Source organism: Niallia alba (assembly GCF_012933555.1).
Taxonomy (GTDB): domain Bacteria; phylum Bacillota; class Bacilli; order Bacillales; family Cytobacillaceae; genus Niallia; species Niallia alba.
Map to the genome: position 1 here is coordinate 5,105,359 of NZ_JABBPK010000001.1, position 14,659 is coordinate 5,120,017.

At 35.4% G+C, this 14,659-nt stretch carries 16 protein-coding genes and 1 pseudogene; 8 read left to right on the top strand and 9 right to left on the bottom strand.

Annotated features, from left to right (window positions below; all coding sequences use genetic code 11):
- The first annotated feature begins 4 nt into the window (after positions 1-4).
- Genes spoVAC through HHU08_RS24195 form a run of 5 tightly spaced genes read left to right on the top strand, consistent with a single transcriptional unit; the run spans position 5 to position 2,959 of the window.
- The gene (spoVAC, locus tag HHU08_RS24175; protein ID WP_169187796.1) at positions 5-484 is read left to right on the top strand and encodes a stage V sporulation protein AC; all 480 of its coding nucleotides are present in this window, start codon (positions 5-7) and stop codon (positions 482-484) included.
- Entirely contained in the window at positions 484-1,494 is a 1,011-nt protein-coding gene (gene spoVAD / locus HHU08_RS24180; protein WP_169189515.1) for a stage V sporulation protein AD, read from the top strand. The genes spoVAC and spoVAD overlap by 1 nt, the downstream gene beginning before the upstream one ends.
- Before the next feature lie 5 nt (positions 1,495-1,499).
- Complete coding sequence (spoVAE, locus tag HHU08_RS24185) at positions 1,500-1,850, top strand: stage V sporulation protein AE (RefSeq protein WP_169189516.1); 351 nt, start codon at positions 1,500-1,502, stop codon at positions 1,848-1,850.
- A gap of 11 nt (positions 1,851-1,861) precedes the next feature.
- Positions 1,862-2,068: a DUF1657 domain-containing protein gene (locus HHU08_RS24190; protein ID WP_169189517.1), complete on the top strand. Its 207-nt coding sequence runs from the start codon at positions 1,862-1,864 to the stop codon at positions 2,066-2,068.
- A gap of 30 nt (positions 2,069-2,098) precedes the next feature.
- Entirely contained in the window at positions 2,099-2,959 is an 861-nt protein-coding gene (locus HHU08_RS24195; RefSeq protein ID WP_169189518.1) for a DUF421 domain-containing protein, read from the top strand.
- A gap of 392 nt (positions 2,960-3,351) precedes the next feature.
- Here the strand turns inward: HHU08_RS24195 and HHU08_RS24200 are convergent, their stop codons facing one another.
- The 3 genes from HHU08_RS24200 to HHU08_RS24210 are packed head-to-tail and all read right to left on the bottom strand — an operon-like array spanning position 3,352 to position 7,071.
- Positions 3,352-4,482, bottom strand: coding sequence for a Ger(x)C family spore germination protein (locus HHU08_RS24200; RefSeq protein ID WP_169188630.1), 1,131 nt, complete (start codon positions 4,480-4,482; stop codon positions 3,352-3,354).
- 4 nt (positions 4,483-4,486) lie between these two features.
- A complete protein-coding gene (locus tag HHU08_RS24205; protein ID WP_169187808.1) occupies positions 4,487-5,581 on the bottom strand; it encodes a GerAB/ArcD/ProY family transporter in 1,095 nt (364 codons plus the stop codon).
- Positions 5,582-5,589: 8 nt separating this feature from the next.
- Positions 5,590-7,071 (bottom strand): spore germination protein, encoded by a 1,482-nt coding sequence (locus HHU08_RS24210; protein ID WP_169189602.1) that lies wholly within the window; start codon positions 7,069-7,071, stop codon positions 5,590-5,592.
- Between the two features lie 677 nt (positions 7,072-7,748).
- Here HHU08_RS24210 and HHU08_RS24215 point away from each other — a divergent pair.
- Positions 7,749-8,180, top strand: coding sequence for an Imm44 family immunity protein (locus tag HHU08_RS24215; RefSeq protein WP_145585243.1), 432 nt, complete (start codon positions 7,749-7,751; stop codon positions 8,178-8,180).
- 154 nt (positions 8,181-8,334) lie between these two features.
- Here the strand turns inward: HHU08_RS24215 and HHU08_RS24220 are convergent.
- From HHU08_RS24220 to HHU08_RS24245, 6 genes and pseudogenes are all read right to left on the bottom strand, one after another.
- A pseudogene (locus HHU08_RS24220) lies at positions 8,335-9,568 on the bottom strand (IS110 family RNA-guided transposase).
- Positions 9,569-9,796: 228 nt separating this feature from the next.
- Positions 9,797-10,261, bottom strand: a complete 465-nt coding sequence (locus tag HHU08_RS24225; protein ID WP_144635751.1) for a hypothetical protein — start codon at positions 10,259-10,261, stop codon at positions 9,797-9,799.
- Positions 10,262-10,448: 187 nt separating this feature from the next.
- A complete protein-coding gene (locus tag HHU08_RS24230; RefSeq protein ID WP_169189519.1) occupies positions 10,449-10,652 on the bottom strand; it encodes a DUF3231 family protein in 204 nt (67 codons plus the stop codon).
- 204 nt (positions 10,653-10,856) lie between these two features.
- Positions 10,857-11,183: a hypothetical protein gene (locus tag HHU08_RS24235; RefSeq protein ID WP_169189520.1), complete on the bottom strand. Its 327-nt coding sequence runs from the start codon at positions 11,181-11,183 to the stop codon at positions 10,857-10,859.
- 199 nt (positions 11,184-11,382) lie between these two features.
- Positions 11,383-12,240, bottom strand: coding sequence for an IS3 family transposase (locus HHU08_RS24240; protein ID WP_016205485.1), 858 nt, complete (start codon positions 12,238-12,240; stop codon positions 11,383-11,385).
- Positions 12,240-12,548 carry a helix-turn-helix domain-containing protein gene (locus HHU08_RS24245; RefSeq protein WP_016205486.1) on the bottom strand — a complete coding sequence of 103 codons (309 nt, stop codon included), beginning with the start codon at positions 12,546-12,548 and terminating at the stop codon, positions 12,240-12,242. The genes HHU08_RS24240 and HHU08_RS24245 overlap by 1 nt, the downstream gene beginning before the upstream one ends.
- A gap of 93 nt (positions 12,549-12,641) precedes the next feature.
- Between HHU08_RS24245 and tnpB the strand changes: the two genes are divergently transcribed.
- Both tnpB and tnpC read left to right on the top strand, forming a co-directional pair.
- Positions 12,642-12,998, top strand: coding sequence for an IS66 family insertion sequence element accessory protein TnpB (gene tnpB, locus HHU08_RS24250; protein WP_016205487.1), 357 nt, complete (start codon positions 12,642-12,644; stop codon positions 12,996-12,998).
- A 47-nt stretch (positions 12,999-13,045) separates the two neighbouring features.
- On the top strand, positions 13,046-14,641 hold the full coding sequence (gene tnpC, locus HHU08_RS24255) for an IS66 family transposase (RefSeq protein ID WP_169187790.1): 1,596 nt from the start codon (positions 13,046-13,048) through the stop codon (positions 14,639-14,641).
- The last annotated feature ends 18 nt before the right edge of the window (positions 14,642-14,659 follow it).

Sequence of the window (14,659 nt, forward strand, 5' to 3'; positions counted from 1 at the left end):
AGTTATGTCTAATAATCAAAAGAAACAACTTACTCCTGTGCAACAGGAATACCAAAAATTGCAAAAACAACGAGAGATTAAAAGACCGGTTGTTAAAAATTGTATAAAGGCCTTTATAACTGGTGGTCCTATCTGTCTGATCGGTCAGTGTATTTCTGACTTCTACATTTATTTTTTTGATTTTACTGAGCAAACGGCCGGAAATCCGACAGTGGGTACGTTAATTTTTATTACGATGCTTCTTACTGGTTTTGGTGTATATGATCGAATGGCCCAATTTGGAGGGGCTGGAACAGCTGTACCCGTAACTGGTTTTGGCAATGCGGTCATATCACCTGCCATTGAGCATCGTTCCGAAGGATTTGTACTGGGCGTAGGCGGCAACATGTTTAAATTAGCAGGGGCGGTTATTTTATTTGGTGTTTTTTCTGCTTTTGTCATTGCCCTCATCAAAACCATTTTAATCCAGTGGGGTGGTTTATAATGCTTGCAGGTCATCGTACATGGATTTTTGAACAAAAACCAGTGATACTTTCAACTGGAACAGTTGGAGGACCATTTGAAGCAAACGGAGCGATCGCAGAAGATTTCGATCTCCTTCATGCTGATTTATGGCTTGGACAGGATTCCTATGAAAAGGCACATAAAGTCCTTTTTGAAGAAGCCTGTCAAAAAGCCATGGAAAAAGGGGGCATCCAAAAAGATCAAGTTCAATTTATCCTAGCTGGGGATCTGATCAACCAGATAACTCCGACAAGTTTTGCTAGTCGAACAATTGGAGCTCCGTATTTTGGTTTATTCGGTGCCTGCTCTACGTCTATGGAAGGACTGGCTCTAGGTGCTTATATTGTGAATACGAAAGGAGCGAAATATTTATTAACAGGAGCATCTAGTCATGATACAGCTGTTGAAAAACAATTTCGTTATCCAACTGAGTACGGCGGTCAAAAACCACCTACTGCACAATGGACTGTTACTGGTGCAGGTGCCGCCCTTTTATGTGATTCTGGGGAAGGACCTCGTGTCACTTCTGCCACAATTGGACGTGTGATTGATATGGGCTTAACAGATCCATTTAATATGGGAGGAGCAATGGCGCCAGCTGCGGTTGATACCATTGAAGCCCATTTAAAGGAACGAAATATTGAGCCATCTTATTACGATTTAATTGTAACCGGGGACCTGGGCCAGATTGGACAGGAAGTTTCCATGGATCTATTTAAAAAGCACGGAATCCCTATTAGTGAAGAAAAATACCAAGATTGTGGTCTTATGATTTATCGGGAGGGACAACCTGTTTTAGCAGGAGCAAGTGGTGCAGGCTGTTCAGCAACGGTCGTTTATGGTCATTTATTAAACCGCATGAAAAAAGGAGAATTTAAAAAAATGTTAGTCGTAGCTACAGGTGCTCTACTCTCACCATTGTCCTTTCAGCAAAATGAAACCATTCCTTGTATTGCCCATGCAGTGTCGATTGAATACGGAGGTGAATAATAAATATGATCTATTTTTGGGCTTTTACAGTAGGCGGTTTGATTTGTATCATTGGGCAAATTATGTTTGATGTATTCAAACTTACACCGGGACATACGTTAAGTACCCTTGTAGTGATGGGTGCTATTTTAGATGGGTTTGGTTTATATGAACCCTTGATTGATTTTGCTGGGGCTGGGGCAACAGTACCTATTACAAGCTTTGGGAATTCTCTTGTACATGGTGCGATGCAAGAAGCCGAAAAACATGGGTTAGTGGGTGTGATGACAGGAATGTTCGAAGTAACTAGTTCTGGTATTTCAGCTGCCATTGTTTTCGGCATGTTAGGAGCTTTAATTTTTAAACCAAAAGGATAAGGAGAATTTGGATGACAGTAGGTTCAGATGTTAAACAGTGTTTTTCCAGTCTAAAAGGGGTAGAAGCAAGTCTTTCGAGCTTAGCCTTACGGACTCTTGATGATAAATCGAAGCGAACTTTACATGAGACTATGATGGTCGTACACGAAGTAACAAAAGATTTAAAAAAAAGAGTCGGAGAGTTAGAAGGAGAGGAACTTCAGTACAAGGGTTTCTAGATAAACTATATTTACAGGGGGTGTCAAGCAGTGCCTGAATGGTTAGATATAGCTGTACGATCAGCATTCTTTGTTGTTGTTTTATTTTTCATTACAAAGTGGTTAGGGAAAAAGCAAATTTCTGAACTATCTTTCTTTGAATATGTCACCGGTATTTCAATTGGAAGTATTGGAGCAGAAGTAGCTATGGGACTTGAACGGAATATTTTTCACGGAGTCATTGGAATAGTCATCTTTGCTGCTATCCCCTTTTTCGCTGGTTTAATTTCCTTAAAAAGCAAAGGTTTTCGTAATTTTATAGAAGGGAAAGCAACTGTATTTATCAAAGATGGAAAAATCATGGAAGATAATTTGAAAAAAGAAAGATACACGACAGATGAATTGTTAGAATTACTTCGTAAGAAGGATGGTTATCAGGTAGCTGATGTAGAATTTGCTGTATTAGAGGCAACGGGAGATTTATCCGTCATGTTAAAAAAGGAGAACCAACCTTTAACAGCAAAGGATTTAAACTTATCCATTCCTTCTATCAAAGAGCCTCAAACTGTCATTATGGATGGGGTCATAATGGATGAACCACTAGCTACAATTGGAAGAAGTCGTGCATGGTTACATTCAGAGTTAGATAAACTAGGGGTTACGGTTGAAAATGTATTTCTTGGACAAATTAATTCTTTTGGAGAGCTAACGGTTGACCTTTTTGATGATAAGTTGCAAGTACCATCTCCTCAAGAAAGACCTTTAATTCTTTCAACTATGAAAAAATGTCAGGCCGATTTAGAACTATTTGCTCTTGGAACGGAATCAAATGAAGCTAAACAAATGTATGGGTTAAATAGCGAAAAGTTACAAAAAGCTATCGACAAAGTAACCCCTATTTTAAAAGGTTAATGTATGTTCTTATTACCTATTGAGGTATGACAAAAAGGGAAGACTATTTTTTATACTCCATTAGTCGAATCATGATATTTAAAATCCCTTGGGAGAACATCTTTTTTTCGAATCTATCAAGGTTTTGTTTACAAAAATGAACAACATATATTGGTTAACTATCATATTTAATTTTGTTGCATAGTCGAAAAAATGTAAAAAGTTTAAAAACCTTAGTCAATTTTGGACTAAGGTTAATTTTCTTACGAGATGTTAAATACGGGTGGGATTCCCGTCGAGCAAGAACTAGCCATTCACTCGTAGCGAGTCTTGGAGGGTTAAAGGTAACTTTAGCCTTTAAGACTTGGGTCGTGGTTAAGTCGCGTTAACGATTTTGTTCCTAAAAAAACATGTTAATCAACTGTTCCAGTTCGCTTAATTTCCACCTTTATATTTGGTTTTATCTTTAGTGCTGAATATTTTTGTCTTAAATCTTCCTCAGTTAAATAGGAATATTTTCTAACACTTCTTATTTTTCTTCCGATGCCAATGGGATCCGTATTTAAATTTTTAAATTCCTCAAGTATATATCCAAATTCTTTGTTTAGGGCTTCACCAATTAGTTGCTCCATTTTGTTTAGTGAATCTTTATTTTTCACAGAAATAGATGGTTGAAATTCTAATGTTGAAACGGAAATCGTTGCATTTAAATGAACCAATTCTTCGTTCTTTATTTCAATGTTTCCTTTGTACTTTATTGGATGAAGTGTAATCTTATAAATATCACTTTTAGGAAGGTTGAGTTCGGCCATACCTCTTTTCTCTAGTTCTTCAGCAGCAATCTCTACAGTTATATCCCCTAAAAATGCCTTATTATTTGTGAATAATTTTATGTAAAGGGTGTTTATCAACGAAATAGATCCAACAATTTTATCTTCTTTGAATAATGCAACACCATCTATAGAAGGTGCTACCCCATTTGCATTTTTTATCATGGGTAGGGTAGGATCGATACCAATTTCATATAGTGTGGTTATAAAATCATGTAAGTTGGAGTTGACTAACATTTCTTTCTTTTCGTGTTTATCCAATAGTTGATAGATATAGGATCCCATTTCGGGATATTCTTCATAGTTTTTATTTTTAATCGTCTCCTCAGCATTATCAGTAATGGCCAAAAAGATTAAATAACTGATACTGCTATCTCGTTGCATAGAATCCAGAAAAGAAGAAATTCCTACTGTTTCTGCCATATTTTTATTAAACAGTATGGTCCTTAATTGACCAGACGTAATATCATGGCTTGTCTGTTCCTCTAGTTTTTGTCTGATTTGTTTATTAGTCGTTCCGTCGGCAGAAAGGGTTACACTTGTCTTTTCTTCTTTTCGGTCAAATTGTAACAAACTGATAGTGCCTTTGTATGTATTGTCATCAAGCAAGTCAAAACCAATAATCGTTGAAATTCCTTGCATTTCTATTATTTTTTCAGGGGCCATACATGCAGTACAAAGAAGAGAACACAGCAGAATAACAATTTTTTTCATTCTTTCAACTCCTTCTGGAACGAGTATTGATTTTTGATTTTATAATGGTTATTCCATACAAGAAAATCGGATAGATAAACCACAGAAAAAATCCAATTTTGCCAATTTGATCAAAAAAATAATTATTATCTACTCTTTTAGTAATTAAAAAACTGCAGATAAAAGGGATAATGGAGATGAGCCATATTCCATATTTCTGTTTTATATGAAAAATCTGTTTAATACCCATGGAAGAAATATACAGAGTGATACATAGGTTTGGAAAAATAACTAAAATCCATAATGGAACCGCAACAAATTCAAAGCGCTCAATAAATGGAAAATGGACCGTGCTAATCATGCTGACAACAGGCCATACATTCTTCTCTAATTCTTTCGCGCTAAAAAATAAAATAGAAACAACAGTTGTTATTAAAACAAGAATGGTCGTAAACCAGACTGCTATTTGACTAAACAGCTGTAGTTTATTTTTCTCCTTTATAAATGGAAAAATAAAAAATAACGTCTCGAAACCTAACATTGTATAACTGCTCTTGAAAACTCCTTTCATAATTTCTGAAGGAGTTGTCGTCATAATAGGTAAAATCCTAGTTAGGTTTATGGTTTGAAGTGGTTGGTACACAACAAATAGCAGCCATATAGTCAATAAAAAGGATAAGAAGCAAACACCGGTCACTACTCTAAATCCGCCGGATACAGCATAAATGGTTAATATTAATAAAACCAATACCCCGACCCATTCATAGACACCTTCATATCCCCATGTTAGTGACAACTCGACATAACTAATGGTAATCGAATAATGGACGGCAATAAAGTAAATGACAATAAGGAAGTTAAAAATACTACCAATCAAGCGTCCGAATATATGTTCATGAATTTCAAAAAGAGTACCACCTTCATTTTTTTTTAGGATAGAAATCATTAACCATGTAATCAAGCTAACGAATAAACCAGATAGTAAAATGGATATCCAAGCATCTTTTTTTGATTCTAGATACACAATTCTTGGAACTTCAAGAATTCCCATACCAATTTGCGAAGTGTGTATGATATAAAACGCCATAAAGGCGTTAACAAATCGTATATTTGATTTCATTTTGCACCTCAAAATTCATCTAAATCTGTTATATTTCTTAATCGCTCCTTCAGGCGAATGGAGTCTTTTGGTCGATTTACTAACGGTCGCCTCATATAAAAATGGTGGGGGAGACGTATTAAAAAATATTGCAAATCTTTCATTCTTAGCGGATATAGAGGTGCAAGATAAGGTTTATTTAAAGAAGTTAATTTTAACAAGTGAACCATTAGAATACATATACCAAAAATGATTCCATTTAACCCCCAAACACCTGCTAAAATAATGATTGGAAATCTAGCAATTCTGACAGCAGTGCCCATTTCATAAATAGGAGCCGAAAATGCCCCTAATGCACTAAATGCAACAATGATAATTAAAATATTGCTAGTTAATCCTGCCTCAACCGTTGCTTGGCCAATGACAATACCTCCTACAATTCCCATTGTTTGTCCTACTTTTGAAGGAAGGCGGGCACCAGATTCTCTAAGTAACTCAATTAACAATTCTAGTAAGAGTGCTTCTAATAAGGGCGGAAAAGGAACTTGTGAACGTGATAGTCCAATGATAAATAACAATTTAGATGGTATGAGTTCAAAATGATAAGTCATGGCAGCCACATAAATGGCTGTTAAAAAAATAGAACCTACCATAGCAAAAAATCGGATAAAACGAATAAATGTACTTAAAGACCATCTCAAATAGATATCTTCTGTTGATTCGAAAAATGAGAAAAAATTAGCAGGACCTATAATCCCTACTGGGCTACCATCTATAAAAACACCAATTCGCCCGTTTATAATCGAGTAGATGAATCGATCGGGCAGCTCTGTTAATATAAATTGTGGAAATAAAGAGTAATGATTATCTTCTAGGCATTGAGCCAAAACGGCACTGTCACTTATATTATCCGTTTTTAATTGTTTAATCCTTTCCTTAAGTGTCTGAAGAGTGTCATCGTTCGCAATATCTTTTATATATACAATTCTTACTTGCTTTTGAACGCGTTCCCCAATCTTTATTTCATCCGTGCACAAATTATAATCATTTAGATTTTGTCTGATTATCTTAACGTTAGAAGTTAATGATTCAGTGAACGAAATTTTAGGTCCATATACTAACGATTCTGTTTCTGCTTTCTCAATAGAGCGTTCAATGGGATTTGCGCAGTTCACCATGAATCCCTTTTTCTCTTCTAAGAAATAAATATAAGCAAATCCATTTAATAGGGAAGAGATAACTTCTTGTTCCTCTATATTTACCATTATTTCTTCTATAGGAATGTTTTTCATTAAATAGGTGTAATGTAAGTATTCTACAGAAAGTTGTTCAATGTATTTAATGACATATTCATTTAGAATCTCTGGCTTAATTAAATTCTTCATGAAAATAATATGAATCCCCACTTGTCCAGCTTCAATCTTTCGACAATTCAAGTCGGGTGATTCATTAAGAATCGATTTAATTTTTTCATAACCTGGCAAGCTCTCATTATTATTACGCTCTGTCATTCTTATCATTTCCTTCAACGTTTTTTATAGTGTCTGTTAAAAAAATTATTTTATACAGAATATGGATAGAAGGATCGTAGAACCAATACATCATAATGGACAGCGTTAAACCATTATTGTGTCTAGTTTAAGAGGTTGGTTTCTTGTCAGTTATTACCCGTTTATTTTTAATGGAGAGACACTTAATTCTGCCTTAAGGAGCGGTAAGACTTTCTTAGCTTTGGAAATTTGAGGTTCTTAGGATGCCAAGTAATTTGTTTAGCCATCGCTAAAATAGTATTTATTTTGGTTAAAAGAAGAATAAAATATGATTTTATCAAGTGAGTGTTTATCCAAAAGTTTGTTAGTTGCTGGTACTTTTATCTATATTATTTTATGTTATGGAAACAATCTTCCTTATTACATCCGTACAATGGGTCAGTGTTTTAGTTTGTGAATAAATGTACTTAAAGTAAAGGATGCGTTTTTTCCATAACAATACATTTTAAAAAGTCCATTATATGCAGGATCTTATTCAAGCCAAGCGTATCTTGGACTGTTTTTGTTTATTAACCCTTTTAAGGGTAGGATAGAGGCAAAAGGATTTTTTAAATCCACTTAAATTTTCAAAAAATATAAGTGATATGAAAGGCTGGAAATCAAATTATATATTTTAGAAGCATAATGGGTTGACTAAAATGGAAATATTTCTAAGTGGGGAGACCGACATGGAGGTAGCCGAACAATTTAGAGAGATTAGAAATGAATTTGAAGCTAAACTAGAAAGCCTTAAGGATAAAAACTATGGTAGTGAATTACAAAGTATTGGAATAACTCCAATTGTCGTAAATCTCTCTCCTGAGTATGAGGAATCAGGCTTTTTTAAAGAAAGAAAACTATTTAAGAAAAAAGAAAAAGATGCAGGTTACAGGCTTCGAATAAACTTCGAGAAATTTGTTAGTGGTGATTACAATATAAAGAGATTATTATTAGCAAAAAATATTATTGATTCAATCAGATCATTAGGAACTAAGGCAAAAAAGGACTTTGATGCCATATCCTTAGAAAAAGATATTTTATACCTATTAGATATAGGCGTAGAAACAATCAATAAAGTAGATATAAAATAAAAAGTAACTGGATTAACTAAACCAGCTAATAGTTTGTCAACATTTTTCAATAAAAAGTTTATTAACCTCATGATATACTAAAAATGTTCATGCCAAATAACCTTCCTAAATTCTCTTGCTGGAAGGTTTTGTTGTATTTAGTTAGATATAGTTCCTATGCCATATCTTGGAAAGAAGTTCTGCTTTTTAGTAAGGCGTAAATCCAAGTAAAAGTTTGTTTACACATGCAATAATCGCTACTCTAAAGGGTTTTCCTTCTTCTCGTTTCTTATCGTAAAACTCTCGTAGTCTTCTATTGCGTGGAATGACCTCATCAGTCGTTTTCTTTTTACGGGAATCCCGAATACCACTTTGAACAGCCATATACAGAGCGTGGCGAAGCCTACACGAGCCCCGTTTGGTTATACGGTTTACCGATGCAGTAAACTTTCCTGAAGAGTACACACTAGGATCTATTCCAGCGAATGCAACTTCTTGGCACCATTAAACCGATCTATCTCTCCGATTTCAGAAATAATCGTTGCAGCGATTTTTTCTCCGATTCCAGGGATAGATTGAAGGATTTCATATTCTTCAATTTCACTAGCGAGGGCATCTATTTCATCCGCAATAATGGATAGATGCTCTTGGTATTGAAGAACAATCTTAACCAAGATTTCAAGGTTAAAAATATGACTATCGTAGAGATTGTTTTGAAAAGGATCACGAATGGCTGCTGCTCTTAACTTCTGTGCCTTTTCCTTTGCCCATGACTCCGAACGACTCATACATAATGAAGATATTTTATCCGTTAACTCTTTTTCACTCACACTTAATACAGCCTTAGAAGTAGGGAACTCTAGTAAAGTAAGCAATGAAACTTTCGAATATAGGCTTCCAAATACACCTCGATACTCAGGAAAAACCTGATCAATTAAAGAATGAAGCTGTATCTTAGTTTTAGCTGATATTTCCGCAATACTCTCTTGTTGTCTTGTCAGATTACGAAGGTTTAATAGTTGAACACCACGCTTCTTATATGGCTCTAGTTCCTCTTAATAAAACAGTTCACAAAGGTGATAAGCATCAATTTCATCTGTTTTTACCTTTCGCAGGCTTGAGCTCTTGGCTCTATGCGAGATAAGAGGATTGACGATAATATAAACGTAATTTTGTTCATCTAGAAACTGAATAACAGGAATATGATAATGACCAGTTGATTCTAAAACAACCGAAGGTTGATAACCACCAGAAGCCCTCGCTACATCTTGAAGGAACTCTAATAAACATCCTAGTCCCTTAAGATCATGAGTAATACTACAGCTCTTACGATATGGTTTACCTTTACCTAAAAACGCTTGAACCTGACTTTCTCCTTTTGATACATCCAGACCAATCACTGGATTCATTAATTTTCTCCTCCTTCTAGAAATACAAATTAGGGGTCCCGTCAGGAAAATGCGGATTTACAACGTTAAGAAAATTACAATATTAAAAAGCCTAATTTCTCAGCATTAATGAGAATTTAGGCTTTTAATTACTTCATAAAAGCGCCCTTTTCTTGAATAAACAATAAATAGCAGATTGTTGTCAGATACTTTATAACGGTTTTCTATCTCATTTATACCAGTTGATTATTATTTTTGTACTTTCAAATTTCCTAATAAGATTTTTATAAGCAAGCCAATACTTATTCCGGGAATCAAAAACAACATTGGTAAAAAAACAGGACCAAACAGCACCCCGAATATCTTTAGGTTTGAGGAGTACATTAATCCTACAGTGACAAAATATGCCGAGAAAACAAATGGCATAAACGTATAAAGAGACGTTACACGACCAGTCTCTTTATACGCATCCCAAATCGCAAACATATATAGGCAAGGATAAAACAAAAGCCATTGATAGTTTGTCACCTCAATGGCTTTCTGAATTTCTCCTAAAAAACTATACATTATGGCTTGATTAAAGTTGCTTTGAACATTTATTAAAAATTCGAGTGAAATAAATAAGGTTCCTTTAAATATTTGATGGTTTAGGATTTGACCAAATCCGGGTAATGCGATACTCCAGAGTATCACCTCAAGTTCTTTTCTTTTCATAAAAAAACTATATTGGGCTACCTAATGTTGTCAGAAACCTATAATAAGTATTTCTTAACCAGTATTGAATTTGTCTTTTCATTGAAAAACATCTCAATAGAAAAAATACACCAACAAATACTGTAAATAATAAGCTGGATAAGACTAAAAATAATCGTTCCATTAAGTTTGTCTCCTTTTATTTGATTTATGATTTATAAAATTTGTTTCTATCAATGGGTTGTGGAGGTTGCTCCATCCATCCTCGTTCAATCAAAATTTTTAGCCCTTCGTTACCGTACTTCATTACGTCTGCTACTAAAAGGGAAAAATGGGCTGCTAGATCCTTTCTCATGGAGACAGACAAAGAATCTCCAAGTGCAGAAACAGAAATTTGACTTATAGCACTCATTTCAAAGTCACAGTGCACCGAGATCTAAAAAGTAGACAATATAAATTCGGTTTAGTTTAATAAATCTAATTAGGTTAAGCAATAGAGCACTTTCTTAGTAAGGTCAGAAATGTACTCATTGGTGACAATTCATCACCCCTTTTATCTTCATAATTAGATTGAAAATCCCTTCCCTTGGCTCTTTTAGGTAGGGGATTTTTATGATTAAAATGGATTAATTCTTAGACGACATTCCAATTCGTATATTTCTCTATTTAATTTTCCAAGCTCATCTTTCAGTTCTATGTTTTCTTTTAATAATCTCTCTATTTGTTCCTTTTCATTTATGCCCTTTTCAAAAGCAGTCCCTTCCCACCTATAGTATTCTAGGAAATTATAAACGTCATCTTCGCCTACAAAGTATTGGCCGGTAGCTTCTTTTGAACCTTTAAGTATTCCCTCATCTAGCCATTGTCTTACCTTTTCTTTACTGCATTTTATTCCACATGAATGCATTAATGAAGTAGCTTCTTGCTCTGTTAAAATAGTCAATGTATCAATCCTCCGATATCTTAACTGTTCAAGTAATTTCCAATGTATGTAATGTCCTTTTCTTGTTGTTCTCTTATCATCTTGGCGAAGTGTCTCAGAACCCTGGGAGCCTGTCAAGGAAGGCACTTGACAAGCTCCCAGAATTCTGAGGTGTGGTCTGTAAGATGACAAGGAGAAAATATAGCCTGTGGCTCTCTGTTTAACTAGCCGCGACATATTGATTAGGTGTCTTATAGTTCAACGTACTTTGAATTCGTTTATGATTATAGTAATAGACAAAGTCATTAATAACCTTTATAGCTTCAATTTGATTATGAGCCACCTTTAGTTCTTCTAGGCATTCCGTCTTTAGATAGGAGAAGAAGCTTTCAATACAGGCATTATCAAAAGGATTGGCCTTTCTAGACATACTTGGCGTAAGTTGGTTTTTTGCCACTAATTGATGCCACTTGGTTGAACGATAGGTAAAACCTTGATCAGAATGAAGGATTAGTTTCTTGTTTTTATTTTTTCTCTTTTTCAATGCGTCTAGTAAGGAGGCCTTTACTAAATTAACGTCATGGATTTCAGCTATCGAATGCCCTAATACTCTATTATTGTGTAAATCTAGGATTGTAGACAAATATAGTTTTCCATTTCCATAGGAAATTTCGGTTACGTCAGTGACCCATTTCTCATTTATTCGTTTGGTAGAAAAGTCTCTTTGTAATATATTTTCATATATAAATCCTGCTGAGGCGACTTTATGCTGTTTAGTTCCTTTTTTCCATTTACGCGCCTTGCTTTTCAAACCTAACTCTTGCATTAGTCGGCGTACAACTTTCTCACTTGCGGGAATGTTATACTGGTTATTTAAAACAGCACGTATTTTTCTATAACCATACCTACTTTTATGTTCCTCGTAAATCAATTGAATATACTCCTTTAACTGTCTTTCTTTCTTTGATTCTCTTTTCTTTTTTTCTTTCTTTTTTTCATATTTATAGTAGCCGGCTCTTGAGATTTGTAGTTTTGCACAAATCTTCCCTATTGGATATTTCTTTTTTAGTTCGTCCACTACCTTGAATTTATACTTTTTCCCTCCTCGTTCAGAATTGCTAGATACTTTTTTAAAATTTCATTCTCCATTTCTAGTTCCTGTATTAATTGATCTTTATCCATTTGAGGTTGCTTTCTTCTTTTACGTTTCAATCCTACTTCACCATATGTTTTATATCTATTAATCCACACATAGATATAATCTGGGTCTGGAATTCCATAGTCAGAAGCAATAATTAATACGCTTTCTCCTGCCATTGCTCTTTCTACTGCCTCTAACTTCAACTCTGGTGAATACTTGTTATTTTTTCGTTTACTTGTAGACATGTATTATCGGCTCCTTTTACTATCTGTATGGTCACTTTTTCCCGAATTTATACATGTCTACTAATAGGGGCTCACTGTACAGTGACGCCCCGAATGTTAAGTAAAACACCTATTCAACGAGTCTATTTAGCGATGGGTGCAACAGATTTGAGAAAGTCCATTGATGGTTTGGCAGCGATTGTACAAATGAGTTTCCAACTGGATCCTTTCTCTTCCAATCTATTTGTGTTCTGTAATCGGAAACGAGATAAACTAAAGATCCTTCATTGGGATCATAATGGGTTTTGGTTATATTATCGCCGACTGGAAAATGGCGTTTTTCAATGGCCAGATGGACAAACTACTAAGCCGCTATCGATCAGTCCTCGTCAATTCAACTGGTTGCTGGATGGACTTCCACTTGAACAAAAACAAGCTCATCCAAAAATGAGTGCAAAAGTTATCATTTAGAGAGAATTGACCAACTATGTCACCTCTCTTTATGGTATTCTATTTTTATGGGAAAAACTACGAATGAACTACAAGATACAATTGAAGAACTCGCAGCGAAAAATGCGGATTTAGAAAAACAAAAAGAAGTCCTAGAGGCAAAAATCAAATGGTTGGAAGAACAATTCCGACTAAGCCAACAAAAGAAATTCGGGGCATCTAGTGAAAAAACCAACCCGGATCAGATCGAACTACCTCTTTTTAATGAAGCTGAAATGACAGCGGATGTAAAAGTGGAAGAGCCTACACTTGAAACGATTACTTATCATCGAAAGAAGTATGTAGGACAACGGGATGCGAAGCTTGAAAACTTGCCTATGGAAACGATCCATTATCGTTTATCCGAAGAAGAGCAGGTTTGTTTGTGTTGCGGCGAAACGGTACATGAAATGAGCACGGAAACACGTAGAGAATTAAAAATCATCCCTGCTCAAGTAAAGGTTGTTGAGCATGTACAACATATTTATAGCTGTCGCCAATGTGAACGTGAAGGAATCGAAACACCAGTTGTGACAGCTAAAATACCTGCGGCAGTTTTTCCAAAAAGTCTCGCTTCCCCTTCTTCAATGGCCTATATTATGAATCAAAAATACGTAGAGGGAATGCCGTTGTATCGAATTGAAAAACAATTTGAACGACTTGGTGTCTTCCTATCACGCCAAACGATTGCCAACTGGGTAATATATGGTGCAACGAAATGGCTCTCACCACTATACAATCGCTTGCATGAGTTACTACTTCAACTTGACTGTCTACACGCGGACGAAACAACCGTTCAAGTTTTAGCGGAACCTGGTAAAGCAGCAACTTCCAAATCCTATATGTGGTTGTATCGATCTGGTCGGGATGTTTCACCGATTATCTTATATGACTATAAAACTTCTCGTCATAGTAAACACCCGAAAGCATTTTTAAAAGGATTTGCGGGCTATCTTCATGTCGATGGTTATGGAGGTTACCATGATATGAAGGATGTGGAGTTAGTTGGCTGTTGGGCACATGCACGCCGTAAATATGACGAAACGCTCAAATCTTTGCCTACGGGTGTAGATAAATCTAAGAGTCTCGCAGCTGAAGGTCTTCAATTCTGTACACAATTATTTAAAATTGAAAAACAGATAGAAGAGGAATTTGAAGATTGTAGCCCTGAACAGCGAAAAGAAGAACGTCAAAAACGTAGTCAACCCGTGTTGGACGCTTATTTGGCATGGTTAAAATCCAAACGCCCTCAAGTTCCACCTAAAAGCAAATTAGGTGATGCCATAAATTATAGTTTAAACCAATGGTCAAAACTCATTGTCTTTATGAAAGACGGGCGACTTGAACTCGATAATAATAGAGCAGAACGTTCGATTAAACCATTCGTTATGGGAAGAAAAGCATGGCTATTTGCCCAATCGATGAAAGGAGCAACTGCCAGTGCGGTCATCTACAGCATTGTCGAAACGGCCAAAGAGAATCAATTAAATCCATTAAATTATTTAACTTATCTTTTTGAACAGCTGCCACAAATAGATATAGATGATCAGGAAGCACTTGACCAGTTCCTTCCGTGGTCAAAGACTATTCCAGAGGAATGCCGGATTCCAGCTAAACTTAAATAGAGAATACACTAATGCCCA

Excerpts from the sequence above, each read along its gene's own strand:
- spoVAC (WP_169187796.1), top strand. The coding sequence starts at position 5 with ATGTCTAATAATCAAAAGAAACAACTTACTCCTGTGCAACAGGAATAC.
- spoVAD (WP_169189515.1), top strand. The coding sequence starts at position 484 with ATGCTTGCAGGTCATCGTACATGGATTTTTGAACAAAAACCAGTGATA.
- spoVAE (WP_169189516.1), top strand. The coding sequence starts at position 1,500 with ATGATCTATTTTTGGGCTTTTACAGTAGGCGGTTTGATTTGTATCATT.
- HHU08_RS24190 (WP_169189517.1), top strand. The coding sequence starts at position 1,862 with ATGACAGTAGGTTCAGATGTTAAACAGTGTTTTTCCAGTCTAAAAGGG.
- HHU08_RS24200 (WP_169188630.1), bottom strand. The coding sequence starts at position 4,482 with ATGAAAAAAATTGTTATTCTGCTGTGTTCTCTTCTTTGTACTGCATGT.
- HHU08_RS24205 (WP_169187808.1), bottom strand. The coding sequence starts at position 5,581 with ATGAAATCAAATATACGATTTGTTAACGCCTTTATGGCGTTTTATATC.
- HHU08_RS24210 (WP_169189602.1), bottom strand. The coding sequence starts at position 7,071 with ATGACAGAGCGTAATAATAATGAGAGCTTGCCAGGTTATGAAAAAATT.
- HHU08_RS24215 (WP_145585243.1), top strand. The coding sequence starts at position 7,749 with ATGGAAATATTTCTAAGTGGGGAGACCGACATGGAGGTAGCCGAACAA.
- HHU08_RS24225 (WP_144635751.1), bottom strand. The coding sequence starts at position 10,261 with ATGAAAAGAAAAGAACTTGAGGTGATACTCTGGAGTATCGCATTACCC.
- HHU08_RS24230 (WP_169189519.1), bottom strand. The coding sequence starts at position 10,652 with ATGAGTGCTATAAGTCAAATTTCTGTTTCTGCACTTGGAGATTCTTTG.
- HHU08_RS24245 (WP_016205486.1), bottom strand. The coding sequence starts at position 12,548 with ATGTCTACAAGTAAACGAAAAAATAACAAGTATTCACCAGAGTTGAAG.
- tnpB (WP_016205487.1), top strand. The coding sequence starts at position 12,642 with ATGTTAAGTAAAACACCTATTCAACGAGTCTATTTAGCGATGGGTGCA.
- tnpC (WP_169187790.1), top strand. The coding sequence starts at position 13,046 with ATGGGAAAAACTACGAATGAACTACAAGATACAATTGAAGAACTCGCA.